General features: G+C 61.1%; 23 protein-coding genes and 2 pseudogenes. 15 read left to right on the top strand and 10 right to left on the bottom strand.

Going from position 1 to position 23,360, the window contains the following annotated elements; translation table 11 throughout:
- Positions 1-34 precede the first annotated feature (34 nt).
- Positions 35-269: pseudogene (locus CAP2UW1_RS25860) on the bottom strand (IS3 family transposase); the annotation flags it as partial.
- Positions 270-414: 145 nt separating this feature from the next.
- Positions 415-1,773 (bottom strand): IS1182 family transposase, encoded by a 1,359-nt coding sequence (locus CAP2UW1_RS22680; RefSeq protein WP_012806779.1) that lies wholly within the window; start codon positions 1,771-1,773, stop codon positions 415-417.
- A 189-nt stretch (positions 1,774-1,962) separates the two neighbouring features.
- On the opposite strand from CAP2UW1_RS22680, the gene CAP2UW1_RS22675 reads away from it, so the two are divergent.
- Positions 1,963-2,223: a hypothetical protein gene (locus CAP2UW1_RS22675; protein WP_012806778.1), complete on the top strand. Its 261-nt coding sequence runs from the start codon at positions 1,963-1,965 to the stop codon at positions 2,221-2,223.
- 320 nt (positions 2,224-2,543) lie between these two features.
- Here CAP2UW1_RS22675 and CAP2UW1_RS22670 read toward each other — a convergent pair whose 3' ends face one another.
- Positions 2,544-2,798 carry a hypothetical protein gene (locus tag CAP2UW1_RS22670; RefSeq protein ID WP_012806777.1) on the bottom strand — a complete coding sequence of 85 codons (255 nt, stop codon included), beginning with the start codon at positions 2,796-2,798 and terminating at the stop codon, positions 2,544-2,546.
- A gap of 82 nt (positions 2,799-2,880) precedes the next feature.
- Between CAP2UW1_RS22670 and tnpC (CAP2UW1_RS22665) the strand changes: the two genes are divergently transcribed.
- Together tnpC (CAP2UW1_RS22665) and CAP2UW1_RS22660 are read left to right on the top strand one after the other, a co-directional pair.
- Positions 2,881-4,464 carry an IS66 family transposase gene (gene tnpC / locus CAP2UW1_RS22665; RefSeq protein WP_012806762.1) on the top strand — a complete coding sequence of 528 codons (1,584 nt, stop codon included), beginning with the start codon at positions 2,881-2,883 and terminating at the stop codon, positions 4,462-4,464.
- Between the two features lie 71 nt (positions 4,465-4,535).
- The gene (locus CAP2UW1_RS22660) at positions 4,536-4,742 is read left to right on the top strand and encodes a hypothetical protein (RefSeq protein WP_412566881.1); all 207 of its coding nucleotides are present in this window, start codon (positions 4,536-4,538) and stop codon (positions 4,740-4,742) included.
- A gap of 9 nt (positions 4,743-4,751) precedes the next feature.
- On the opposite strand, the gene copK (CAP2UW1_RS22655) is transcribed toward CAP2UW1_RS22660, so the two are convergent.
- Positions 4,752-5,039, bottom strand: a complete 288-nt coding sequence (gene copK, locus CAP2UW1_RS22655) for a periplasmic Cu(I)/Cu(II)-binding protein CopK (RefSeq protein ID WP_012806775.1) — start codon at positions 5,037-5,039, stop codon at positions 4,752-4,754.
- Between the two features lie 105 nt (positions 5,040-5,144).
- Positions 5,145-5,537: a CzcE family metal-binding protein gene (locus CAP2UW1_RS22650; RefSeq protein WP_012806774.1), complete on the bottom strand. Its 393-nt coding sequence runs from the start codon at positions 5,535-5,537 to the stop codon at positions 5,145-5,147.
- A gap of 109 nt (positions 5,538-5,646) precedes the next feature.
- Here CAP2UW1_RS22650 and CAP2UW1_RS22645 point away from each other — a divergent pair, with 109 nt between their 5' ends.
- Positions 5,647-5,853, top strand: coding sequence for a hypothetical protein (locus CAP2UW1_RS22645; RefSeq protein WP_041568872.1), 207 nt, complete (start codon positions 5,647-5,649; stop codon positions 5,851-5,853).
- Complete coding sequence (locus CAP2UW1_RS22640) at positions 5,850-6,896, top strand: IS5 family transposase (RefSeq protein WP_012806773.1); 1,047 nt, start codon at positions 5,850-5,852, stop codon at positions 6,894-6,896. The genes CAP2UW1_RS22645 and CAP2UW1_RS22640 overlap by 4 nt, the downstream gene beginning before the upstream one ends.
- Here CAP2UW1_RS22640 and CAP2UW1_RS24945 read toward each other — a convergent pair.
- The 4 genes from CAP2UW1_RS24945 to CAP2UW1_RS22625 form a co-directional block, all read right to left on the bottom strand.
- Positions 6,874-7,077, bottom strand: a complete 204-nt coding sequence (locus CAP2UW1_RS24945; protein WP_012806772.1) for a hypothetical protein — start codon at positions 7,075-7,077, stop codon at positions 6,874-6,876. The two genes, CAP2UW1_RS22640 and CAP2UW1_RS24945, sit on opposite strands and share 23 nt — an antisense overlap.
- Positions 7,074-7,868: an ExeA family protein gene (locus tag CAP2UW1_RS22635; protein WP_012806771.1), complete on the bottom strand. Its 795-nt coding sequence runs from the start codon at positions 7,866-7,868 to the stop codon at positions 7,074-7,076. Before CAP2UW1_RS22635 ends, CAP2UW1_RS24945 begins: the two co-directional genes overlap by 4 nt.
- Before the next feature lie 2 nt (positions 7,869-7,870).
- Positions 7,871-9,196 carry a DDE-type integrase/transposase/recombinase gene (locus CAP2UW1_RS22630; RefSeq protein ID WP_012806770.1) on the bottom strand — a complete coding sequence of 442 codons (1,326 nt, stop codon included), beginning with the start codon at positions 9,194-9,196 and terminating at the stop codon, positions 7,871-7,873.
- 129 nt (positions 9,197-9,325) lie between these two features.
- Positions 9,326-9,859, bottom strand: coding sequence for a DUF6431 domain-containing protein (locus tag CAP2UW1_RS22625; protein ID WP_012806769.1), 534 nt, complete (start codon positions 9,857-9,859; stop codon positions 9,326-9,328).
- A 523-nt stretch (positions 9,860-10,382) separates the two neighbouring features.
- On the opposite strand from CAP2UW1_RS22625, the gene CAP2UW1_RS22615 reads away from it, so the two are divergent.
- The 10 genes and pseudogenes from CAP2UW1_RS22615 to CAP2UW1_RS22570 all read left to right on the top strand — a co-directional run bounded on the left by CAP2UW1_RS22615 (position 10,383) and on the right by CAP2UW1_RS22570 (position 22,979).
- The gene (locus CAP2UW1_RS22615; protein WP_012806767.1) at positions 10,383-10,823 is read left to right on the top strand and encodes a DUF411 domain-containing protein; all 441 of its coding nucleotides are present in this window, start codon (positions 10,383-10,385) and stop codon (positions 10,821-10,823) included.
- 18 nt (positions 10,824-10,841) lie between these two features.
- Positions 10,842-11,186 (top strand): copper-binding protein, encoded by a 345-nt coding sequence (locus CAP2UW1_RS22610; RefSeq protein ID WP_012806766.1) that lies wholly within the window; start codon positions 10,842-10,844, stop codon positions 11,184-11,186.
- 78 nt (positions 11,187-11,264) lie between these two features.
- A complete protein-coding gene (locus CAP2UW1_RS22605) occupies positions 11,265-12,536 on the top strand; it encodes a TolC family protein (protein ID WP_012806765.1) in 1,272 nt (423 codons plus the stop codon).
- Positions 12,533-14,161, top strand: coding sequence for an efflux RND transporter periplasmic adaptor subunit (locus CAP2UW1_RS22600; protein ID WP_012806764.1), 1,629 nt, complete (start codon positions 12,533-12,535; stop codon positions 14,159-14,161). The genes CAP2UW1_RS22605 and CAP2UW1_RS22600 overlap by 4 nt, the downstream gene beginning before the upstream one ends.
- Positions 14,162-14,185: 24 nt before the next feature.
- Positions 14,186-17,320 carry an efflux RND transporter permease subunit gene (locus CAP2UW1_RS22595; RefSeq protein WP_012806763.1) on the top strand — a complete coding sequence of 1,045 codons (3,135 nt, stop codon included), beginning with the start codon at positions 14,186-14,188 and terminating at the stop codon, positions 17,318-17,320.
- A 42-nt stretch (positions 17,321-17,362) separates the two neighbouring features.
- A pseudogene (locus tag CAP2UW1_RS22590) lies at positions 17,363-17,705 on the top strand (c-type cytochrome).
- 460 nt (positions 17,706-18,165) lie between these two features.
- A complete protein-coding gene (locus CAP2UW1_RS25855; protein WP_199931757.1) occupies positions 18,166-18,543 on the top strand; it encodes a hypothetical protein in 378 nt (125 codons plus the stop codon).
- A complete protein-coding gene (gene tnpC / locus CAP2UW1_RS22585; RefSeq protein WP_012806762.1) occupies positions 18,534-20,117 on the top strand; it encodes an IS66 family transposase in 1,584 nt (527 codons plus the stop codon). Before CAP2UW1_RS25855 ends, tnpC (CAP2UW1_RS22585) begins: the two co-directional genes overlap by 10 nt.
- A 1,039-nt stretch (positions 20,118-21,156) precedes the next feature.
- On the top strand, positions 21,157-21,675 hold the full coding sequence (gene flgB / locus CAP2UW1_RS25850; protein WP_296757897.1) for a flagellar basal body rod protein FlgB: 519 nt from the start codon (positions 21,157-21,159) through the stop codon (positions 21,673-21,675).
- Positions 21,672-22,979: an HD-GYP domain-containing protein gene (locus CAP2UW1_RS22570; protein WP_012806759.1), complete on the top strand. Its 1,308-nt coding sequence runs from the start codon at positions 21,672-21,674 to the stop codon at positions 22,977-22,979. The genes flgB and CAP2UW1_RS22570 overlap by 4 nt, the downstream gene beginning before the upstream one ends.
- Positions 22,980-22,988: 9 nt before the next feature.
- On the opposite strand, the gene copK (CAP2UW1_RS22565) is transcribed toward CAP2UW1_RS22570, so the two are convergent.
- Positions 22,989-23,276: a periplasmic Cu(I)/Cu(II)-binding protein CopK gene (copK, locus tag CAP2UW1_RS22565; RefSeq protein WP_012806758.1), complete on the bottom strand. Its 288-nt coding sequence runs from the start codon at positions 23,274-23,276 to the stop codon at positions 22,989-22,991.
- Positions 23,277-23,360: the final 84 nt, after the last annotated feature.

Here is a 23,360-nt window from a genome sequence, read left to right as displayed (position 1 = left end):
TTGAGGTCGGTTGCAAATCGTAGAGTCCGACGGGTTAAGCGGCCATCTGCATTGCATAGTATTGCTGACTGAAAGCGGTGGGCGACAGATGGCCGAGTCGAGCCTGCTCTCGGATGCGGTTGTAGAAGATCTCGATGTATTCCGTGATCTCGCGTTTGGCCTGCTCGCGGGTCGCGAAGCGACAGTGATGCACCAGTTCAGTCTTCAGTGAATCCCAGCAGCTTTTCCATCGGTGCGTTGTCCCAACAGTTGCCCTTGCGACCGAGGCTGTGTGAAAACCCCTTGGCTGTGTACTCCAAACTAGCAGCCTGTCGGACTTGAGGTTTAGAAAACCGCCAAATTTCACAATGCGGAATGAAAAGGCCGGATTTTCTCGACTTTGCGGCCTTTTGGACGGTTTTCTCCTCGTTTTCCCTACTGTGGGCGCAATTTGGCCATGCGCTTCAAGTTCCACGCCAGGCAGACCAGCGTCCACTCGCCCGTGACCTTCTTCAAACCGCGCAGCGAGAACTGGCGAAAGCCCATGACCGATTTGATGATACCGAAGACCGGCTCGACGGTCTGCTTGCGCAAGGCATAGAGGGCTCGTCCCGCTTTGGTCTTCAAGCGATGCGACAGGGCCTGCACGGGTGTCGCATTCTCCGGCAGCGGCGCCGGTTCGCTGTGCCGCTCCCGCCAGTCAGGGTGGTGCTCGTCGCGAGCCACCGCGATCACCGGATCGATACTGGCGGCCTCGCATGCCTTGATGTTCTTCTCGCTGCAGAAGCCACTGTCGGCGATCAAACTTTCCACGGGACCCAGCACCTCGGCTTGTGCCTTGAGCGTCGCCAGCATCGGCTCGACCTGCTCTTTGTCATTGGGGGCTTGCGTCACGCCGACCGCCACAACCAGCATCGTCGCCGCATCAACCCCGGCCTGGGCGTTGTACGCTTGTTCGAAGCCGCCACCGGCCACCGGCATGATGCGCGATTCTTCGTCGGTCAGATTGATCTGGTCACTGTCCCGTGCGCCGGGCTCGGGGGCTTTCGGCGGCTTGCCGCCCAACTTCTTGCCGGCCGCTTCTTCCTTGGCCGCGCGCCGCGCCATTTTCTCGTCGTAATCGGCTTTCTCTCGCTGATAACGCTCTTCGGCCCGGGCAGCAATCTTCGCCTTGGCCACTGCCATCGCCGCCAGCCGATCTTCACGACGCTTGATTTCTTCGGGCAGGCTGACGCCGTCCGGAACGTCGGCTTGATCCGCCTGTTCCGCCAAGCTGAAGAGTTCCTGCACCTCAGCCTTGAGCTGGGCTTCCAGCTTTTCGATGTGTCCGTGGGAGAGCGCGCTGTGCCTTGAGGCGTTGGCGTCGATCTTCGTGCCGTCAAGACAGACGTTACCTAGCTTGAGCAGCTTCATTTCCTTGGCCATCGCCAGGACCTGCAGAAACAGGTCGCTCAGTTCGTCCAGAAAACGCCGGCGGAACGTCGCCAGGCTGTCGTGATCGGGATGGCTTCCGGCGGCAATGTAGCGGAAGGCTACCGAATCGTAGGTTGCCCGCTCCAGCCTGCGGCTGGAGAAAATACCCGTGGCGTAGCCATAGACCAGAATTGCCAGCAGGGTCGCCGGATGGTACGCCTTCGATCCACGTCCAGCGTACTGTCGCGTCAGCTTCGACAGGTCCAGCTGGTCGACTACCTCCACGATGAATCGCGCCAGGTGATCCTGGTTCAGCCAATCGTCCAGTGACGGCGGTAGCAGGTAGTCGGTCTTACGGTCGGTGACGATGAAGTGGGACATGCCGGCCCTCGGTTGCTTCAAAAGGCATGATTATAGCATATCCGGTGGGGAGCAAGCCGAAAGTCCGACAGGCTGCTAGGGCGTGGTGCGTTAATTCCTGTACGGAGGTGCAGGAATGAAGCGATTTATCGAGGAGGCAGATTCAACTCTGAAGTGCAACGACGTTATGACGCGAGTGGTGGACCAGGGGTGCTACTTCGTTCTGGCGATCGGCCCGACCAGCAGGTAACCGCCTTCCGCGCCAACATCGGCGAGACGGTGCTGGCCGGTCTGCACGAGCACTTCCCGCGCATCGAGCGCTCGACCACCAGCAGCATGCAATACGACAAGACGCTCGCGCAATTCCGTCGGCGGCCGGAACCGCCAGGCCAGATGCTGGGGTGGGTCTGCCGCGGTGACCCGTCCTACCTCGACCTGGCAAACGACCGGATGGAACTGGTGCCGCACTGATCGTGGAAAAGCAATGCCCGCGTGCCGGCTGGACCGACAGTGTTTTGAGAGCAGGAGGAAGGGCGCCGTTTGTCAGAATCGGCCTATTAAGGAACAGCAAATGCTTATATGGCCTCAAATTGGAGCTTCGCTCCCACTGGGCCGAATTGCGAACGGTGGCTTCCGTGTTGCCGGGTGATGCGGTGAACGGCTGCTCTCGCGGACCGCGATCGTCTGCTGTCGGCGGTTTGCCGCCACCACGATCCCCCATCGGGCGCGTCGCCACGGATCTCCGACATCTCTTCCCGGTAACGGTATGCTTTGTCCGGGCACGGCACCGCTCATGGGGATTGCCCCTTGCCGGAAGTTCCCGCCTGTCCGGCAATCGCCACATCGCCGGGCAGCAGGCGGATCGCTGGCTTCTGCAGTCGCAGCGGCACACTGGCGCCGGGGACGATTCCCCGCCGCTGCGCGACGGCGGCGCCGATGGCGAAGTTCAGTGTCGCCTCGCGGCGGCGGTCGACGCGGGCGCTGACGGTGGCGTGTCCGCGCGAGGCGAGGCGCTCGCTGACGACCGCGCTGACGTAATCGTTCACACCCCCTTAAGAAAAGCTGCCAGCCTGATGATTTGTATGGCATAGTTGCGGAACTTGCAGACGACCTGACAGACGCGGCACGATGCACCTGAGCAAACATGACCTGTTCCAGATGAACGACGAGTGGCTGAAGAAGCTGCCGGCGGAGCTTTTGCTGGAAGTGTCGAAGCGGCTGTTGCACGACGTAAAGGAGTTGCAGGATCGGCTGAATCAGAACCCGGACAACAGCTCGCGTCCGCCGACCAGCCAACCGCCCTGGGCGAAGACAGGTGGCTCGGAGGAACAGAATGGCGCGGCGGACGAGCGCGGCAATGCCGACGTCGCCGCGGAGACGGCTGGAAGCTCTACGGAAGAGACGGAACAGGCTCCACCGGTTGATGGGCAGCGGCAATCGGCCAAGAAGGGGTCTGGGAAGCGGCCCGGCAAGCAACCGGGCAGTCCAGGTCATGGTCGCAGTCAGAAGCTGGCGATCACCGCCCGGTGCGAGCACCGTCCCGAGATCTGCGCCGCTTGTGCGGCAGTGTTGTCGGCGGATGCCGCGTCGCAGGCTTACACGGCTTGGGACGAAGTCGACATTGCGCCGCCGGTCGAGAGCCTGATCGGGTTGACGTTCAGCGTCACCCGTCACACGCTGCTTGAAGTGAGCTGCTCCTGCGGCCATGTCAGCCGTGCGCAAGCTTGGCGGGCGCCGGCCGACGGGCAATGGGAGAAGGTTGAGCTCGGGGAATGGCGTCTCGTGGGTCCCCGGCTGGCCGGGGTGATCGTCCTGCTGGCGGTGCGCATGCGCCTGTCGCGGGCGAGCATTCGCGAATTGCTGATGGAACTGTTCGACTTGACGCTGAGTACGGGCGTCATCGACGAAACCATCCGGGAAGCGGGCCGCGCCAGTCTGCCGCTGGAGGACGCCCTGGTGGCCGACATCGTGCAGGCAGCGCAACTGCATGTCGATGAGACCTCGTGGCCGGAGTCCGGCACGCTGCTGTGGCTGTGGGCATTGGTGACGACCCACACGGTGCTGTTCCTGATCGGCCCACGCAGCCGGGAAATGCTGGAGAACGCCCTGCAGGACGGCTTTGCCGGCCTGCTCATCAGCGATGGCTACGGCGTCTATCGCGCCTGGGCAAACCGCTTGCGTTGCTGGCCGCACCTGCTGCGCAAACTGAGAGGGCTGGCCGAATCGAGCGACGCGCGAGTCTCCGGGGTGGGGCAAGAGATGGAAGGCATCATGAAGACGCTGATGGCCGCCATCTACGCGGCGCGGATCGATCCGCCGCCGGAAGGACTCCCGGCCCGCTACGCGAACGAGATTGAGCGACTGCGGCACCTGTGCGAAGCCCATCGGATGGATGACCACTCGGTGCTGCGTAGCGTCGTGCGCGAATTCCTCTACGACTGGGACGTGATCCTGCGTCCCGTTGCCGAGCCCCACCTGCCGCTTTCCAACAACGCCGCGGAACAGGCGCTTCGGCACTGGGTGATTTCGCGCACCATCAGCCACGGCACACGCTCTGAAGAGGGATCCCGCGCCTTCGCTTTCCTCGCCAGCCTCATCGAAACCTGTCGCCGTCGCGGAGCATCCGCCTGGCAGTACCTCGGCACCGTCATCGCCGCCGCCCGCAAAGGCTTGCAGCTCCCCACGATCCCCGCCATCCCGGCAACCGCGTAGGGGAGTGAATGATTACGCGCTGACGGTGTTCTCGCGTTCGCTCTGTTCGCCCATGTAAACCAGTGTCGTCCTTGGAAGAGACACTGAACATCATGGAACGGGAAACAGGCCAGCATTTCGACCCGGCGATCTATGCCGTCTTCCGACAGATTGCTCTGAGGCTATACGAGCAAGGCCAGTCCAGAGATCACGCCCAATGGATACTGGAATTGAAGGTGATGCTTGAACGGTGCCTCAAAATGAAAACGGCCCCCGAAGGAGCCGCTGCATTCACGTGACGTGGGAAATCAACCGCCCGTATGACCTTCCTTCAACAGGTTGTCGAGGCGCATGACTTCGTCGCCGTGCATGATGATCTTCTGACCATCCTTGGTTTCCATCACGGTGTCTTTCTTCATGCGAATCGAACGACCGAGTTTGTCCTCCATGCCCATTTTCCCATCCTTGAAAATGTAGACCGTCGAGCCATCCTTCAGCTCAATCACTTGCTTTGCAGCAGCACGAGCGGCATCGGATGCGAATGCGGTCACCGAGACCGCGCTCATCAGGGCAACCATCAGCATTTTTTTCATCATTTCAATCTCCTCAAGAAGTTGTACTGCAGTATGAATAGTAGGGTGTTGATCCTGACAATTTGCCATCCAGTAAGTGACAAGTTCGTCACTCATCTGTCAGGCTGATCAACTGCCTTGGTAGAAATGGTTCTCGGTTAGATAGACTGTGATGCCGTCGGCTTCCGGTACGATCTTGGAGAGCGGAAAGGCCGCCGTGCCGAGCGTATCGAAGGTCCAGACAACACTCTTGCCACCGACATTGAGCTTGAGAGTTTCCAGGCGCGTGACGTTGAAATACTTGCCACCGCTGGGCAGGCTGACCTCACGGTCGGCATTTTTCGTGGCGGCGTAGCCGAACGGAGCCAGTTGATTGGCCGTCGGAGCGCTCTGGCTTTCCGAAACGTGGCGCAGCCAGTGGTCGATGCGGGCTTCGGAATAATCTTCGTGCGCGTAGCTCGTTCCGGCGGCAGCGAGGCCGATCGCAGCGATCAGGGCAAGTTTGGAAAAATTCGTTTTCATGGTTCTCTCCTTGTGACATCGGGTTAATCGTGTCGGACTCATTTCGTCCAACCGCGATGCCATCTTATGAGTCCGATACCAACAGGACGCTGACCTACGCGTTACGTTTTTGAAAGGTTTCGTACATGACGACCACGAAGCAAAGCCGGCCGCCGAGATGCCGAAACTGCCGGTGAGCAAGAGCAAAAAGGCCGACAGTCACCACCATGGCAGCCATGACCATGGGACGAACAAGAGAATCATTGACTTAATCGTCGCGGTGGACGATGCCGCTGGTATGATGTGCCCGGCGCTGACGATGGGATTGTGCCAGTGAAGCAGATCAGCTTTTCGGAAGCCGAGTTTGCCGCGAAGAGGCCGGTAACCAGACGCGAGCGCTTTCTTGCCGACAGGGAACGGGTCATCCCCTGGCAAGACGTGCTGGCGATCATCGAACCGTACTACCCGAAAGGGAAGCGCGGCCGGCCGCCGATCGGGCTGGAGCGCATGCTGCGGGTGTACCTGGTCCAGCAATGCTACGGCCTGTCGGACGAGGGGGTAGAGGATGCGATCACCGACAGCCAGGCGTTGCGGGGATTCGTGCGGATCGATCTGTCGCGAGAGGCGGTGCCGGATGCGACGACGCTGCTGCAGTTTCGCCACTTGCTGGAAGAGAAGGACCTGTCGAAGGCCATCTTCGCGGCGATCAACGCGCAACTGACGGCCAAGGGGCTGATGATGCGCGAGGGAACGATTGCCGATGCGACGATCCTTGCCGCACCGCCGTCGGTGAAGAACGAAGCGAAGGCCCGCGATCCGGAGATGCACCAGACGAAGAAGGGCAACCAGTGGCACTTCGGCATGAAAGCGCACATCGGGGTCGATGCCGAGAGCGGGCTGGTGCATACGGTGGTCGGAACGGCGGCGAACGCCGCCGACGTGACGCAGACCGCCGAAGTGCTGCACGGCGAAGAGACGACCGTGTATCTGGATGCCGGTTACACCGGTGTCGAGAAGCGCGAAGAGTTGAAAGACCGGGACATCGACTGGCAGGTGGCGACCAAGCGCAGCAAGCTGAAGGCGATCCCGAAGGAGAGCCAGCTTGGCCCACTGCTGCGGCGCCTGGAATCGGTCAAGGCGAGCATCCGCTCGAAGGTCGAGCACCCCTTTCACATCGTGAAGAACCTCTTCAGCCATCGCAAGGTCCGCTACAAGGGACTGAAGAAGAACACGGCCCAGTGTTACGTCCCGCCCTATTCTGGATTCTTTGTCCCGAGCTATTTCGGGGTGAGACAAGCCGAAAGTCCCACGCTGTCGCCGGGAGGACTGGCTCCGGCGACAGGGTGGGACAAGGGGCCTATCGGGATCGGGGAGCGTTAGGCGGAAAGCGCCAGGGGTCCTCGGGATCGTACAGATTCCTTTGGCGATCGTGATGGCGGCGCAGTTGCACGAGATAGTGACTCTCGCAGGCGGTGGCGAGTTGGAAGAGGAAGTCGCAAAGCGCCGCGGCGGCTTCGTCGGAGAGACCCTCGGGGAAGCCAGCGTGACGACGGCGGCTCATCGGAGTTCCTCGATGGCCAGTTGCAACAGTTCGTCGGGCAGATGATTGAGCCCGCGCGGCAGCGCCAGACGCATGGCGGTGCGCAGGATACGCGCCGCATTCCGGGGCAGCCCCTTGCTCGCTTGGCGCAAGATCTCCATGCCGGAATCGGTGAGCAGCGTAGACGAGTTGCCGGCGCTCTTCAGCCCATGCTCGATCAGTCGCGCAAAGCGCTCGCGCTCGAACACCGGCGTCAAGTGCACGCGCGCCTGAATGCGTCCGGCGAGCGCCGCATATGGGGCGCGTTGCAGCGTCTGCGCGAGCACCGGATGGCCGACCAGCCAGACACTCATCAGATCGCGCGAGTCGAAAGCGAAGTTGAGGAAGGCCGGGAAATCGCGGAAGAAGTCCGGCGGCAGATTCTGTGCCTCGTCGAGGATCCACACCGGCAGGAGTTGCTTGCCATCCGCCAGATGGTGGATATGCGCCTTGATCTCCCGCCACAACAGCGCCCGCCGATAGCTCGGTGCCAGGCCCAGCGACTGCGCCAGGCACCGATACAGATCGAGGCGGCCGAAGTCCGTCTCCGCGTGGTAGATCACCTGATAGCGATGCGGATTGAGCGTCGCCGTCACCGCCCGCAGCGCTGCCGTCTTGCCCACTCCCGCCTCGCCGGTGAGCAGCCCGATCCCCGGCGATTGCAGCAACCACTGGAAGCGCTCGCGCAAGCGCGTGAGCATCCCGTCGTCCCACAACTCGCGGGTCTCCTTGCCCAACGGCGAGTGGCGCAGCCCAAAGTGTTGCAGTTCCATCTTCAGTCTCCTTGGCGGCCGTAGTACTGCTCATACACCAGCTCGACCAGATTCGGCCCAGCGGGGCGCTTGACCGGTACGGCCGCCACCGGGTCCGGCTGACGTCGCCGCCGATCGCGATTGGCCAACGCATCGAGCGGTGTCGCCCGGCCGATCAACTCGCCGGCGTCGTTCTCGACGCCGACCACCGTCTCGGTGTGCGGATCGACGCGCAGGCAAACGGTCTTGCCCGTCAGTTCGAAAGGCACCTCGAAGCGCCCGCCCTGATACGACACCGTGCCATCCTTGCGCACCAAACGGCGGACGCGGTGCAGGAACAGCGTATCGAGCGTCGCCGCCAGTGGCCCCAGCAAACGGATCTTCGGCAGATCCTGCTGATACCGAGCGAGCGGCGTCTGGCCCTCAAGGCCGTCATGCGGGGTGCGGTGATAGACCTGCTCCAGCCAGGCCCACAGCCGCGCGTTGAGATCGTCCAGACTCAGGACATGGCGTTCCTCGACCTCGCTGAGAAACTGATCGCGGCAGGTCCGGTGCCAGCGCTCGATCTTCCCCTTGCTCTCGGGCGCGTAGGGCCGACAATGGACCAGGACGATGCCCAAACGCGCGCAGATCCCCTGTAGCGTCTGCGCGACATAGGCGGCACCGTTATCGACGACTAGCTTGACCGGTACGCCCCGTTTGAGGAGCGCCTGCTTGAGGACGCCTTCAATGTCCAGCGCCGTCTCGCCGCGGCAGAAGGCGCCGTGAGCGACGAGCCGGGACGCGTCGTCGAAGAGCGACACCAGATAGCTCTTGCCCAAACGACCGCCGATCGGCACGCGTGGGCCGTGCATCACGTCGCTGTACCAGAGCTCACCGGCGCAGGCGGCGACGAAGCTGCGTTTCTCCTCGGGCAGGCTCGCCGAGCCGGGGAGCCGCGACAGACCGTGTTGCTGGAGCAGGCGGTGGAGACTCGAGCGCGACAGGGTGCCCCGCGCGACGATGCCGCCGATCTCGAGCACGCGCTGGATCTGGCGAATCGAGCGCCGGGGATTCTCGCGCTTGGCGGCGAGAATAGCCGCCTGGACGGACGCCGACAGTTTCGACTGGCCGCGATCGGCACGCACCTTCGGGATCAGCCCATCGAGGCCGCGCGCGCGGTAGCGGTAGTACCACCCCTCGATCGTCTTCTCGCCGAGCAAGCGCCGATCGGTGCCGGGGATGACGTACTCGCGCGTTGCCAGCTCACGCAGGCTCTTTTGCAGCTCACCCCGCGCCAGCCGCTGCCGACTGATCAGCGGACCCAGGACGGAGAAGCGAAACAGGGCTTGCGGATCGATTTCGTTCATGACCACTCCTCGTGAAAAATGGGAGTCGCCATCAAAGCGCAATCGCCGCGTCAATGACAGTCGCAAAGTGTGTGGGGGCCCCGCCCGGGCGGGGCCCCCACTGTCTGCCGCCGTTTGGGGATCAGCCGATCATGGGACGCTCATCTCCCGGTCCAGCCAGGCCATGGCTCGTGGCAGGCCGAGCGTGGCGAACACCTGGCGCCAGAACCCCGTGAAGTCACTCGCCCGACCCAGCTCGCGAAAGCGGCAACGCAGAGAAAACGCGAAGATCGGTCCGCGAGCCTGGAGCCAGGCCCACCAGCGACCGGTACTGCGCACGGCAGGCTGTCCGTCGTCGCCACCGCCGCCGACAGGCCGGCCGTCGAGTCGAGCCGACAGGGCGTTCTGTTGCACCGACCAGTCGTACCAACGCCGTGGGGCAATGCACTCGGGGAGGCGCGAACAGGTGCGCCGGCAACCGCCACAGCGGTAACGGCAGATCGGCACCGGGTTGAGCGAGGGCCGCTGCACTCGCCGATCGGCCTTCCGGTAGTAGTACCCGTGCTGACACAGGAGCTTGATTCCGCAGTGCGGACACGACGGCGGTCGATAGACCTCGCGCTTCCCCTTCACCGTCTCCAGGTGCTGCTCAAGCGTGCTGATGCCGGCTACAATTCGTTGCATGGGCTGGGCTCCTTTCTCTCCGGGTGGTCGTCAAGCTTCCCACGATAGCAGAGCTGTCCCAGCCCTTCCTTGACCTTCCCCGTCCCACTCTCCTTCCGGCTCCGTTCCTGCTTTCTTCCTCGCCGTTAGCGGGATAGCCAACCCACTACAGGCCTTTCACAGGGGCGGACGTAACACCCAGTTGCACATCCTCTTTGCGCTGGCCAATCTGGTCATCGCCAAGCGACAGCTTCTGGCCCTTCACAGCCAAGATGCGTCCTGAGCACGGCGAAGGGCCCCGAAAAGGAGCGGCAAAGGCCAGGACGAGGCTTTGAACCCCGGAGAAATCGGCCGGTACGGCGCGACGCCTGACCGCGAGCGCTCGGTTTGCCGACTTGGAGGGGCCTTTGCGCGTGTTGAGGTCCATTGATCAGCGGTTCCCTAGGCGGCCCAACATTACACAAATGTAATCAGCGGGACAGCTAATTGTTGGCATTGCCTATCCATACTGCTGACGCCACTCGATTCAACCAGGAGCCTCGCCATGCGTAACCACGTCCTTGTTCTCGCCTTGATCACAGCCTTCGGTGCCGGCCTTTCCTCCGTCGCAACGGCAGGCGAAATGGTCGATGTCTACAAGAACCCGAACTGCGATTGCTGCGGCAAGTGGATTGACCACCTGAAGGACGCGGGCTTCGAGGTTCGCGCGCACAATGTCATGGACGTCCCGGCAACCCGGAAGCGACTGGGGATGCCAGACCGCCTCGGCTCCTGCCATACCGCCAAGGTAGCCGGTTATGTGGTCGAGGGCCATGTGCCTGCTGGCGACATCCAGCGCCTGCTCAAGGAAAAGCCGAAAGCCCTTGGCATCGCGGTGCCTTCGATGCCCCCCGGTTCGCCAGGCATGGAAAGTTCGAAACCCGTTCCCTACAACACGCTGCTGGTCCAGTCCGGCGGTGAAGCCAGCATCTTTGCCAAACATTGATCCCAATAGGAGAAACCCATGAAAACACTCATCACCGCCTCCCTGATGGCCATTGCATCTCTCGGAGCCGTTTCGGTCCAGGCTGCAGGCAACCACGCCGGCCATGCCATGGCTGCACCGGCCGCCGCGTCCGCTGAAATGCAAATGGTCGACGGCCAGGTCAAAAAAGTGGACAAGGCCGCTGGCAAGGTGACCTTGTCGCACGGCCCGTTGACCAACCTGAACATGCCGGCGATGACCATGGTCTTCAAGGTTTCAAATGCCGCCTGGTTGGACCAAATGAAGTCCGGCGATAAGATTCGCTTCATGGCCGACACCGTGAAAGGTGCCATCACCGTCGTCCATTTCGAACCAACCAAATAGCAAGATCGACTGGCGGCGAGAGGGTGATTCCATCTCGCTGCCAGCATGCTCCACAAAATGAATATTTCAGGAGGTCGCATGCGCCGACTCAGGCCGTTATCCATTTTGATCCTGGCGCTTGCCACCGCCTCTGGCGCGCCCGTTCTTGCCCAGGAGGCCGCCCTCGGTGCGAACGTCGACACCCTGATCAATTACGCCAAGACGCGCAATCCGGAGTACGCCGCGATGCAGGCCGAGGCCGAAGCATCGGGCGAGCGGGTGACGCCAGCTGGTGCCTTGCCCGACCCGAAATTCCGTACTGAATTGCGCGACATCACCCGGATGGGCGAACAAAGCGCAACGCTTTCCCCAAGTCGCGTCGGCAGCACCCGTTACCTGCTGATGCAGGACATTCCCTGGTTTGGCAAGCGCGACCTGAAGCGCGAGATTGCAGAGCTTGAAGCCGACGGAGCCAAGGGTCGTGCGCTGGGCACCTGGGCAGATGTGGCCGGGCGGATCAAAGTCAATTTCGCCCAGCTTTATTACGTGCACCGCAATGAGCAATTGACCCGGGAAATCCTCGACCTGATGACCCGCCTGGAAAAAGTCGCCCAGGTACGCTATTCCGGCGGCCTGGCGGCACAGCAGGATGTCATCCGAGCCCAGGTCGAGCAGACCAACATGCGCAACGAGTTGATTGCCTTGGAAACCGAACAGCACCACCTGCATGCCCGGCTGAACGCCTTGCTGGCCCGCCCAAACAATGCGCCGTTGCAGGTGCCAACCCAGTTGCGCAAGCTGCCGGCGCCGGTGACGCTGGATTACGCCACGCTGGAAGAGCGCGTGCGCACCCGCAACCCGCAACTGTTCGCCGACGAATCGAAAATCAAGGCTGCCGAGAAATCTCGCGACCTGACCTACAAAAACCGCTATCCCGACTTTACGCTGGGCGTATCCCCCATCCAGTACCAGAACTCCATCAAGGAATGGGAGTTGATGTTCGAAGTGAATATCCCGCTGCAACAGTCTTCGCGGCGGTCGCAGGAGCGGGAATCCGAGTCGATGCTCAATGCCGCCCGCTCGCGCAAGGAAGCCACCACCAACCAGGTCTCCGCCGAACTGGCCGAGGCCCTGTCCGGCATCGAAGCCGCCCGTCGCACGGAAAACCTGCTGACAAACAGTCTGCTGCCGCAGGCCGAATTGACCTTCAAGGCGGCACTGGCCGGCTACGAGACCGGCAAGGTGGATTTCGCCACGTTGCTAGATTCCCAGCGCCAAATCCGGCAGGCCAGACAAGACCAGCTTAAGGCTCAAGTCGACGCCCAGATGCGTCTGGCCGAAATCGAACGTCTTTTAGGGGAAGATCTATGAACAAGGGTGCGGGACTGACCGTCGGCGTTATTGCGGTTGCCATGGCAGCCGGTAGTGGTTACTGGCTGGGCGGACGTGGTGACGCTTCCCATGGCGATGCAGCATCGGTCGCCAGCGCCTCAGCCGAGCCGGCCAAGAAAGAGAAAAAGCTGCTCTTCTACCGCAATCCGATGGGGCTGCCCGACACTTCGCCTGTGCCCAAGAAAGATCCGATGGGGATGGATTACATCGCGGTCTATGAGGGAGAGCAGGATGACGAACCGGCATCTGCCAACCAGATCAAGATCAGTACCGAGAAGGTGCAGAAACTGGGTGTGCGGACGGAAGCCGCCCAATTGCGCGTCCTTGACAAGGTGGTCCGCGCCGCCGGTCGTATCGAACCGGACGAGCGCCGTATCTATGCGATCTCTCCCAAGTTCGAGGGCTACGTCGAGCGCCTGCACGTCAATGTCACCGGCCAGCCGGTCGGCAAGGGGCAGCCGCTGTTCGAGGTCTACAGCCCGGAACTGGTTTCCGCCCAGCGCGAATACGCGATTGCCGCCCAAGGCGTCGAATCGCTGAAGGAAGCCGACGGCCCAGCGCGGGATGGCATGAAGCAACTGGCCGATTCCAGCCTGTTACGCCTGAAGAACTGGGATATTTCGGAGGAGCAGGTCAAGGCCTTGGCCAAGTCCGGCGAAGCGCGGCGCACGCTGACTTTCCGCTCGCCGGTTTCCGGCATCGTCACCGAGAAGAAGGCGCTACAGGGCATGCGTTTCATGCCGGGCGAGGCGCTTTACCAAGTGGCAGACCTGTCGGCCGTCTGGGTGGTCGCCGACGTGTTTGAGCAGGACATCGGCCAGGTCAGGACTGGGGCCAAGGCCAAGGTCAGGATCAACGCCTACCCGGACAAGACCTTCGAAGGCACGATCAGCTATGTCTATCCGACCTTGAACGCCCAGACGCGCACGGTACCGGTTCGCGTCGAACTGGCCAATCCGGGGCTGCTGCTCAAGCCGTCGATGTTCGCCCAGGTCGAACTGCCGGTGGGTGCCAAAGGCCAGGTTGTCACGCTGCCGACCTCCGCCGTAATCGACAGCGGTGCCCGCCAGATCGTGCTGATCCAGCAAGGCGAAGGTCGCTTCGAGCCACGCGAAATCAAGCTCGGTGGCCGCAGCGACAATCATGTCGAAGTGCTGGAGGGTGTCAAAGATGGCGAGCAGGTGGTGGTCGCTGCCAACTTCCTGATCGATGCCGAGAGCAACCTCAAGGCAGCGGTCGGCGGTTTCGGCCACGCCGCCCACGGTGCCGCCCCGACGGACGGAAAACCGGCAGTGCCCGGACAGGCAGCCGCCAAAGGATCCAGCCACCAGGCCGAAGGTACGGTGGATGGCATTGACGCGGCAGCCGGCACGATCAGTCTCAATCACGGCCCGGTCGCCAGCCTCAAATGGCCGACCATGACCATGGAGTTCAAGGCCGCCAACGCATCGCTGCTGCAAGGGCTGAAACCGGGGGCCAAAGTCGCCGTCGAGTTCGTCGAGCGGCAGCCCGGCGAATGGGTGATTACGGCCGTCAAGCCGCTGCCAGCAAACCAGGGAGCCGGCACGCCGGCCGTCGGCGCCAACCCGCACGCCGGTCACTGACCGAGAACCACGGAGAGTCGCCCCATGTTGGCCAATATTATCGGATGGTCGGGCCGGAACCGCTTCCTGGTCTTGTTCGCCACCCTATTCATCACTATCGCCGGCATTTATGCCGTATTGCGCACGCCGATCGATGCCTTGCCTGACCTCTCGGACGTGCAGGTCATCGTCTATACCGAGTATCCCGGCCAGGCGCCCCAGGTCGTCGAGGATCAGGTCACCTATCCGCTCACTACAGCCATGCTGTCGGTGCCGAAATCAAAGGTGGTGCGCGGTTTTTCGTTCTTCGGCGCCTCCTTCGTGTACATCATTTTCGAGGATGGCACCGACATCTACTGGGCGCGCTCGCGCGTCCTTGAATATCTCAATTTCGCCTCCAGCCGCATGCCGAAGGGCGTCACGCCGTCGCTTGGGCCGGACGCCACCGGCGTCGGCTGGGTTTACCAGTACGCGTTGCTCGCCAAAGACAAGACGCTGGCCGAACTGCGCACCATTCAGGATTGGTACGTCCGCTATCAACTGACCAAGGCCCATGGTGTCGCCGAAGTGGCCTCGATCGGCGGCTTCGTTCAGACCTACCAGGTCACCGTCGACCCGGTCAAGCTGCGTTCCTACGGCATTCCGCTGATGAAGGTGGCACAGGTCATCCGCGACTCGAACCGCGATGTCGGCGGACGCGTCGTCGAGATGGCCGAAACCGAGTACATGGTGCGCGGCAAGGGCTACCTGCGCGGCAAAAGCGATCTTGAAATGCTAGTCGTCAAAAGCGACAAGGGCACGCCAGTGCTGATCCGCGACATCGCTCGCGTCGAACTGGTGCCTGATGAACGGCGCGGCCTGACCGAACTCAACGGTGAAGGCGAAGTTGTGTCGGGCATCGCCATGGCGCGCTATGGCGCCAACGCGCTGGAGGTCATCCATAACCTGAAAGCCAAGATCGACGAAATCGGCGGCGGCTTGCCGGCCGGCGTCACCGTCGAGACGGTGTACGACCGTTCCGAACTGATACACCGCGCCATCGACACGTTGAAACGGACGCTGATTGAGGAAGCGGTCATCGTCGCGCTGGTCTGCATCGTCTTCCTGATGCACGTGCGCAGCGCGCTGGTCGCCATCCTGATGTTGCCGGTCGGCGTGCTGATCGCTTTCATCGCCATGCGATCGCTGGGCCTGAACTCCAATCTGATGAGCCTGGGAGGCATTGCCATCGCCATTGGCGCCATGATCGACGCCGCCATCGTGATGATCGAGAACGCCCATAAACACTTGGAACGCCTGCCCGAAGGGCATACCACCGCCGAGCGCGCTGATGCGATGCTCGCCGCCTGTAAGGAAGTCGGCCCGGCGCTGTTCTTTTCCTTGCTCATCATCACCGTCTCCTTCCTGCCGGTGTTCGCCCTCGAAGGCCAGGAAGGGCGGCTGTTCTCGCCGCTCGCCTACACCAAGACCTTCTCGATGGCCGGCGCGGCGCTGCTGTCGGTGACGCTGGTGCCGGTGCTGATGATGCTGTTCATCCGCGGCAAGATCATGCCGGAAGCGAAGAATCCGGTGAATCGCTTCCTGATCTGGGTCTACCGGCCGATCATCGCCGGCATCATGCGCTGGAAGAAAACGACCATCGTTGCTGCCGTCGTCGCCTTGGTGGCCTCGATTTACCCGGCCTCTCAACTCGGCTCGGAGTTCATGCCGACGCTCAACGAAGGTTCGCTGCTTTACATGCCGGCGTCCTTGCCCGGCATGTCGATCACCAAGGCCGCCGAGCTGCTGCAGACGCAGAACAAGATCATCAAGAGCTTTCCCGAGGTTACTTCGGTCTATGGCAAGGCCGGGCGCGCCAATACGGCGACCGATCCGGCGCCGACCGAGATGTTCGAGACGGTAATCAACCTGAAGCCGGAGTCCGAATGGCGCCCGGGCCTGACCACCGACAAGTTGATTGCCGAACTCGACAAGGCCCTGCAATTCCCCGGCGTCGCCAATTCCTGGACGATGCCGATCAAGGCGCGCATCGACATGCTGTCCACCGGCATCCGCACGCCGATCGGCATCAAGGTCTTCGGCAAGGATCTCGGCGAAATGGAAAAGGTTGCCAGGGAAATCGAAGCCGTCGTCAAAGCCGTTCCCGGAACGACCAGCGCCTACGCCGAACGCATCACCGGCGGCTTCTACCTGAACATCGAACCGGACCGCGAACAGCTGGCGCGCTACGGCCTGGCCGTCGGCGACCTGCAGGACGTGATCGGCACGGCGCTCGGCGGCGAAATGGTGACGACCACGGTCGAGGGCCGCGAACGCTTCGGCGTCAGCGTGCGCTATCCGCGCGAATTGCGTTCCGACCCGCAGCAGATCGCCCGCGAAGTGCTGATCCCGACCATGGACGGCGCGATGATTCCGCTCGGGCAACTGGCCAGGGTGGGCGTCGCCAAGGGCGCGCCGTCGATCCGCACCGAGAACGCGCTGCTCTCAGCCTATATCTTCGTCGACATCCGCGACCGCGACATCGGCAGCTACGTCGCCGACGCCAAGAAGGCGGTCGCCGAACAGGTCAGCTTCCCGCCCGGCTACTACGTCACCTGGAGCGGCCAGTTCGAGTACATGGAACGGGCTATCGAGAAGATGAAAATCGTCATCCCGGTGACGCTGCTGTCGATCTTCCTGCTGCTCTACCTCAACTTCAAGCGCCTCACCGAAACGCTGATCGTCATGCTCTCGGTGCCTTTTGCGCTGGTCGGCGGCGTCTGGCTGATGTGGTGGCTCGGCTACAACCTGTCGGTCGCCGTCGCCGTGGGCTTCATCGCCTTGGCCGGGGTCGCGGCGGAAACCGGGGTGATCATGCTGATTTATCTCGATCATGCTTGGGAAGCGTTGAAAGCCAAACGTCGGACGGATAATCAGGCCCCAACGCTGCACGATCTCTACGAGGCCATCATGGAAGGCGCCGTGGAACGGGTTCGCCCGAAAATGATGACGGTGGTGGCAATCATGGCGGGCCTGCTGCCAATCATGTGGGGCACGGGGACAGGCTCCGAAGTCATGAGCCGCATTGCGGCGCCGATGGTCGGCGGGATGATCTCGTCGACGGTGCTGACGCTCGCGGTCATCCCAGCCATCTACGCTTTGGTCAAGCAGTGGCGAATCAAACGGGGAATGGAGCAATGAGGCACAAGCTTGTTTTGGATTCCTGCATCGCTTCTTGTGGCGATGCTGCCAAGCCTAGCCCTGGCTCAAGGCTGGAGCATTCCCAAACCCGGCCCCGGCCTAATGCCCAATCCCGGCATGGGCAAGGCGCTGTTCGCCAACCACTGTGCGGGCTGTCATGGCGGCGACTTGAAGGGATCGGAAAAGGGGGCCGCCCCTGCTGCACAAGATTTATGAGCCGTCACATCATGCCGATGCGGCATTCCAGTTGGCCGTGGCCAACGGTGTGCGGGCCCATCACTGGAAATTCGGCGACATGGCCCCGGTGAAAGGGGTAACGCCGGACGACGTCGCCCTCGTCACCGCCTATGTACGGGCTGAGCAGCGGAAGGTTGGCATCCAATAGCGGATGGTGCGAACAAAGCACTATAAAGGGAAAAATTGCCCAAAAAAGATGACTCAATGCGACCGTTTGAGGTTGCGATTGCCATTCTTGTGGTGCTCACCACTGGATTGAGAGACCATCATCGCGATGCCTTCGATTTGGCAAAGGCGGTTTTGTTGCGGCTTACGCGGGGCAAGGCATCCGCGCTGGCTTATGTGCGTCGGATTGTCGCTGACAAACTGAACTGCCCCGATGACCCACAGTGGCAAGTTTCTGCAGCGGATTCGAGAGGCTGAGGCAACAAGTCCTTCTGGGGCTAAGCGCCCAGACGTAAGAAGTAATACTCTCTGCGATCGGCACGACAACACGCTGACGAAACAGTGACCGAATTGTAATCCTCCCGTTATTGGGGCGACAGCTACCCACAGGCAAACTCTCCCTACGAGGCAATGAGCCTTGATCGTGCCGCAGGGAGCAAATCATGTCCGCACACAATTCGTTCGCTATCTTCAATGTACCCTCCGACCTCCATTTGGATTTGGTTGCCCGGCTGGTTGACGTGAATCTCGACTGTTTGGAAAGGATGGTTTCCACGCAGTTTTCCCCGATCAAGGAACTCCTTGAGCGAACACCGTCGTTTTCTCTGGATCAACCTGGGCAAACAGGGGCATGGTGGGCTGCCGTAGGCTTTTTCTCCATCAAGTATTGGAAGGCATGCACCCTCGATAGTTTGGATTACCAACACCGAGTTCTGCGTAATCGTTCACACCCCCTTAAGAAAAGCTGCCAGCCTGATGATTTGTATGGCATAGTTGCGGAACTTGCAGACGACCTGACAGACGCGGCACGATGCACCTGAGCAAACATGACCTGTTCCAGATGAACGACGAGTGGCTGAAGAAGCTGCCGGCGGAGCTTTTGCTGGAAGTGTCGAAGCGGCTGTTGCACGACGTAAAGGAGTTGCAGGATCGGCTGAATCAGAACCCGGACAACAGCTCGCGTCCGCCGACCAGCCAACCGCCCTGGGCGAAGACAGGTGGCTCGGAGGAACAGAATGGCGCGGCGGACGAGCGCGGCAATGCCGACGTCGCCGCGGAGACGGCTGGAAGCTCTACGGAAGAGACGGAACAGGCTCCACCGGTTGATGGGCAGCGGCAATCGGCCAAGAAGGGGTCTGGGAAGCGGCCCGGCAAGCAACCGGGCAGTCCAGGTCATGGTCGCAGTCAGAAGCTGGCGATCACCGCCCGGTGCGAGCACCGTCCCGAGATCTGCGCCGCTTGTGCGGCAGTGTTGTCGGCGGATGCCGCGTCGCAGGCTTACACGGCTTGGGACGAAGTCGACATTGCGCCGCCGGTCGAGAGCCTGATCGGGTTGACGTTCAGCGTCACCCGTCACACGCTGCTTGAAGTGAGCTGCTCCTGCGGCCATGTCAGCCGTGCGCAAGCTTGGCGGGCGCCGGCCGACGGGCAATGGGAGAAGGTTGAGCTCGGGGAATGGCGTCTCGTGGGTCCCCGGCTGGCCGGGGTGATCGTCCTGCTGGCGGTGCGCATGCGCCTGTCGCGGGCGAGCATTCGCGAATTGCTGATGGAACTGTTCGACTTGACGCTGAGTACGGGCGTCATCGACGAAACCATCCGGGAAGCGGGCCGCGCCAGTCTGCCGCTGGAGGACGCCCTGGTGGCCGACATCGTGCAGGCAGCGCAACTGCATGTCGATGAGACCTCGTGGCCGGAGTCCGGCACGCTGCTGTGGCTGTGGGCATTGGTGACGACCCACACGGTGCTGTTCCTGATCGGCCCACGCAGCCGGGAAATGCTGGAGAACGCCCTGCAGGACGGCTTTGCCGGCCTGCTCATCAGCGATGGCTACGGCGTCTATCGCGCCTGGGCAAACCGCTTGCGTTGCTGGCCGCACCTGCTGCGCAAACTGAGAGGGCTGGCCGAATCGAGCGACGCGCGAGTCTCCGGGGTGGGGCAAGAGATGGAAGGCATCATGAAGACGCTGATGGCCGCCATCTACGCGGCGCGGATCGATCCGCCGCCGGAAGGACTCCCGGCCCGCTACGCGAACGAGATTGAGCGACTGCGGCACCTGTGCGAAGCCCATCGGATGGATGACCACTCGGTGCTGCGTAGCGTCGTGCGCGAATTCCTCTACGACTGGGACGTGATCCTGCGTCCCGTTGCCGAGCCCCACCTGCCGCTTTCCAACAACGCCGCGGAACAGGCGCTTCGGCACTGGGTGATTTCGCGCACCATCAGCCACGGCACACGCTCTGAAGAGGGATCCCGCGCCTTCGCTTTCCTCGCCAGCCTCATCGAAACCTGTCGCCGTCGCGGAGCATCCGCCTGGCAGTACCTCGGCACCGTCATCGCCGCCGCCCGCAAAGGCTTGCAGCTCCCCACGATCCCCGCCATCCCGGCAACCGCGTAGGGGAGTGAATGATTACAGTTCTGCAGACGCTGGCCCGACATTCGGCAAAGTGAACTTGATGATGTCGTCAAGGCCGGCGCGTTGACAAGACTCCTCCGGGAAGCTCATTGTCTGTGCGGAAATAATCAAAATACTCAACGAGAACCTGGTTGAACTTCGTCAGGTGGCCCAGGATGCGTTGGAAAACGGAATTCTGATGGGGTGTTGCGGACGGCAATTGCGTGAGGCGCTCGCTGACGTAATCGGGCATTTGGTGAAACCGTATTCGGCAACGCTTGCTAACGACAATGTAATTTGCAAGTCACCTTGTTGACGGCGACAGAAGCATAAACTGCATTTGTCCATGCGATTCGGACCATTGAATTCCCCAAAACCCAGAAGCCACGATCATGAAAATCTCTTCCCTCATCGCCGCTGTTCTGTTCGCTGGAGCAGCCACGACGGGTGCCGTCTACGCCGATGACAAGGCCGCGGCCCCGAAGGCTGCCGAAGCACAGGCTGACAAGGCGGCTGACAAGCCCGCATTCTCATCTCCAGGAGAAGACCGGTATCCCGCAAAGCATGCCGGATGCGAAGGCCGATAAGCCCAACGCAGCCAAGTACAAGAGCAAGCACTACCATCCACGAGATATGAAGTAACTTGCCTGTAAGGCCCCGACTTTTCAGCTATGGACATCCGCAAACCGGCAGAGCACGGCAATCGATGTGTGTGTCGCAATCTAGCACTCGCGGTCGGGTGTGACCCGAAGATGCTGAATTACAACTATTGTCGGACGGTGCTTCAGAAACGCTGGATCGTCGAATGCAACCATGGCTGCCTGGCAGAGATTCCTATGGCGGACATTGGTCTGAAATGGCATGACGTCGGCCAAATTGATCCAGTGAAGGCCATCCTGATCATGAACGGGTAGTCGCCGTCATGGCAGGAGTTCCATCCATTTCCCCAGCTGCAAACACCCCGTCGCCACCGGTGCAAGGCGGACATGAGGAACATGGAGGGGGGACGGCTATCACCGACAACGGAGCATTTTCCCAAGCCTTGAATCAGGCGATTGCCCAAAAATCCAACAATCGCGGAGGCGGCCACGGTACTCATGGCAGAGAATTTTCTGGGACGGCATCCAGTACGACATCGGCCCATCCCAAGGACCTCTCAATCGGGCAAGGTGGTCATGCCGGCCATGATTTTCAGCAGAAAATGCTTGGGGTTCGGGCGTATCGGCAGCAACTTCTGGCCTCGAATATCGCCAATGCCGATACGCCTGGCTACAAGGCGGTCGATATCGACATCAATGAGGCCGCCCGAGTCGTCACGAGCACGGCGGCATCGCTATCGTTGGCCACTACCGCTAATGGCCATCTGTCAGGGGGAACGCAGGCACCACCGTTCCCGCTGAAGTTCCATGTACCGTATCAAGCCGCAGCCGATGGTAATACGGTGGAGATGGATGTTGAGCGACAGAAGTTTTCCGAAAACTCACTGATGTACCAATTTTCCCTTGATCGGGTCAGCGGGCATTTCAAGCATCTCATGGAATTACTACAGAATTTGAAATGAAAACCATTGAACTCCCTGAAACTCCCCGGCAATTGCACCACCTGTTGGCACGACGCCTTGGCATCGGTGCGCTTCTGGTTGGCAGTCTCGCGGGAGGTCTTGCCTACTGGGTCGAATCGTATCGCGTCGAGCAGCGTACTCTTGAGCGCGCTATTACGGGGGTCAGGCATTTCGAGTCGCCTGCAATGCAGTTGGCGGTCGGCGGTGAGAAAGGAGATGGTCATTCCGCGATTTCGCAGTTGCTGACCGACGAGTTTGTCGGGATTCGAGTTTTTGCATCCAATGCCGAGATGCTGTTCGACGTCTGGCGACCACTGCCCGAAACATTGAAAGAGTTTGCCCGACAGCAGCGCCATCCATGGCCAATCCCGCCCAATAGCCATAGCAAGCGAATCCCCGTGGCAGGAGAAGAACTGGTCCAGGTCATTCTGCCGATGACCACGAATGATGGCCGTCTTGTGGGCTATGTTGAGGGGATCAGCCTGGTTTCCCAGTCAGCCTTGCATGAGAGAAAACTTCAGACTCGTGGGGCTGCGCTAACAGCCACGATTTCGGTACTCGCCGCGGCACTGCTGCTCTATCCATTGATGTCAGGATTGCTGGGGCGTACGGTGGCATTGTCGTCTCGACTCCTGGACGCCAATCTCTCACTGCTGCGATCTCTCGGAAACGCCATCGCCAAGCGTGACGCGGACACCGACGCCCATAACTACCGGGTTACCTGCTATGCGGTCACACTTGCTGAAGCGGTGGGCGTTGACAAGGAAACCGTTACCGAACTGGTGCTGGGCGCCTTTCTCCACGACGTTGGAAAAATCGGTATCCCGAATCAGATTTTGTTGAAACCGGGACGGCTGACCAGCGAAGAATTCCAGGTCATGCAGACCCACGCAGTGCTGGGCATCGAGATTGTCGCTGGCAATCCCTGGCTGTCCGGTGCCGAGAAGACCATCCGGCATCATCACGAACGCTTTGACGGGAAAGGCTATCCAGACGGACTTTCAGGAAAGGCGATACCGCTCGCTGCAAGAATCTTTGCCCTGGTGGACGTGTTCGATGCATTGACCTCCGTTCGTCCCTACAAACCAGCTTTGTCATTGGACGAGACGCTGAGCATCATGGAACGGGAGGCTGGGCAGCATTTCGACCCGGCGATCTATGCCGTCTTCCGCCAGATTGCTCCGATGCTATACGAGCAAGGCCAGTCCAGAGATCACACCCAATGGATACTGGAACTGAAGGTGATGCTTGAACGGTGCTTCAAAATGAAAACGGCCCCCGAAGGAGCCGTCGAATTTGCGTGATGCGGGAAATCAAGGACCGCGATGCCCTTCGCGTAGCAGTGGGTTGAGGCGCATGACTTCGTCGCCGTGCATGATGATCTTCTGACCATCCTTGGTTTCCATCACCATGCCTTTCTCCATGCGAATCGCACGACCGAGTTTGTCCTCCATGCCCATTTTCCCATCCTTGAAAATGTAGACCGTCGAGCCATCCTTCAGCTCAATCACTTGCTTTGCAGCAGCGCGAGCAGCATCGGATGCGAATGCGGTCACTGAGACCGCGCTCATCAGGGCAACCATCAGCATTTTTTTCATCATTTCAATCTCCTCAAGAAGTTGTACTGCAGTATGAATAGTAGGGTGTTGATCCTGACATTTTCCCAGCTGCCGGGTGACAATTCC

The organism is Candidatus Accumulibacter phosphatis, assembly GCF_000024165.1.
In the GTDB taxonomy this organism is placed as follows: domain Bacteria; phylum Pseudomonadota; class Gammaproteobacteria; order Burkholderiales; family Rhodocyclaceae; genus Accumulibacter; species Accumulibacter phosphatis.
The sequence above is the reverse complement of the archived record's forward strand: the minus strand, read 5'-3'. Positions and strand labels throughout refer to the sequence as shown.

Coding starts and splice junctions, on each gene's coding strand:
- CAP2UW1_RS22610 (WP_012806766.1), top strand. CDS start 10,842: ATGAAAACACTCATCACCGCCTCCCTGATGGCCATTGCATCTCTCGGA.
- tnpC (WP_012806762.1), top strand. CDS start 18,534: ATGCACCTGAGCAAACATGACCTGTTCCAGATGAACGACGAGTGGCTG.
- CAP2UW1_RS22600 (WP_012806764.1), top strand. CDS start 12,533: ATGAACAAGGGTGCGGGACTGACCGTCGGCGTTATTGCGGTTGCCATG.
- CAP2UW1_RS24945 (WP_012806772.1), bottom strand. CDS start 7,077: ATGAGCCGCCGTCGTCACGCTGGCTTCCCCGAGGGTCTCTCCGACGAA.
- CAP2UW1_RS22650 (WP_012806774.1), bottom strand. CDS start 5,537: ATGAAAACGAATTTTTCCAAACTTGCCCTGATCGCTGCGATCGGCCTC.
- copK (WP_012806775.1), bottom strand. CDS start 5,039: ATGATGAAAAAAATGCTGATGGTTGCCCTGATGAGCGCGGTCTCGGTG.
- copK (WP_012806758.1), bottom strand. CDS start 23,276: ATGATGAAAAAAATGCTGATGGTTGCCCTGATGAGCGCGGTCTCAGTG.
- CAP2UW1_RS22570 (WP_012806759.1), top strand. CDS start 21,672: ATGAAAACCATTGAACTCCCTGAAACTCCCCGGCAATTGCACCACCTG.
- CAP2UW1_RS22635 (WP_012806771.1), bottom strand. CDS start 7,868: ATGGAACTGCAACACTTTGGGCTGCGCCACTCGCCGTTGGGCAAGGAG.
- tnpC (WP_012806762.1), top strand. CDS start 2,881: ATGCACCTGAGCAAACATGACCTGTTCCAGATGAACGACGAGTGGCTG.
- CAP2UW1_RS22680 (WP_012806779.1), bottom strand. CDS start 1,773: ATGTCCCACTTCATCGTCACCGACCGTAAGACCGACTACCTGCTACCG.
- CAP2UW1_RS22630 (WP_012806770.1), bottom strand. CDS start 9,196: ATGAACGAAATCGATCCGCAAGCCCTGTTTCGCTTCTCCGTCCTGGGT.
- CAP2UW1_RS22625 (WP_012806769.1), bottom strand. CDS start 9,859: ATGCAACGAATTGTAGCCGGCATCAGCACGCTTGAGCAGCACCTGGAG.
- CAP2UW1_RS22605 (WP_012806765.1), top strand. CDS start 11,265: ATGCGCCGACTCAGGCCGTTATCCATTTTGATCCTGGCGCTTGCCACC.
- CAP2UW1_RS22615 (WP_012806767.1), top strand. CDS start 10,383: ATGCGTAACCACGTCCTTGTTCTCGCCTTGATCACAGCCTTCGGTGCC.
- CAP2UW1_RS22595 (WP_012806763.1), top strand. CDS start 14,186: ATGTTGGCCAATATTATCGGATGGTCGGGCCGGAACCGCTTCCTGGTC.
- CAP2UW1_RS25855 (WP_199931757.1), top strand. CDS start 18,166: ATGTCCGCACACAATTCGTTCGCTATCTTCAATGTACCCTCCGACCTC.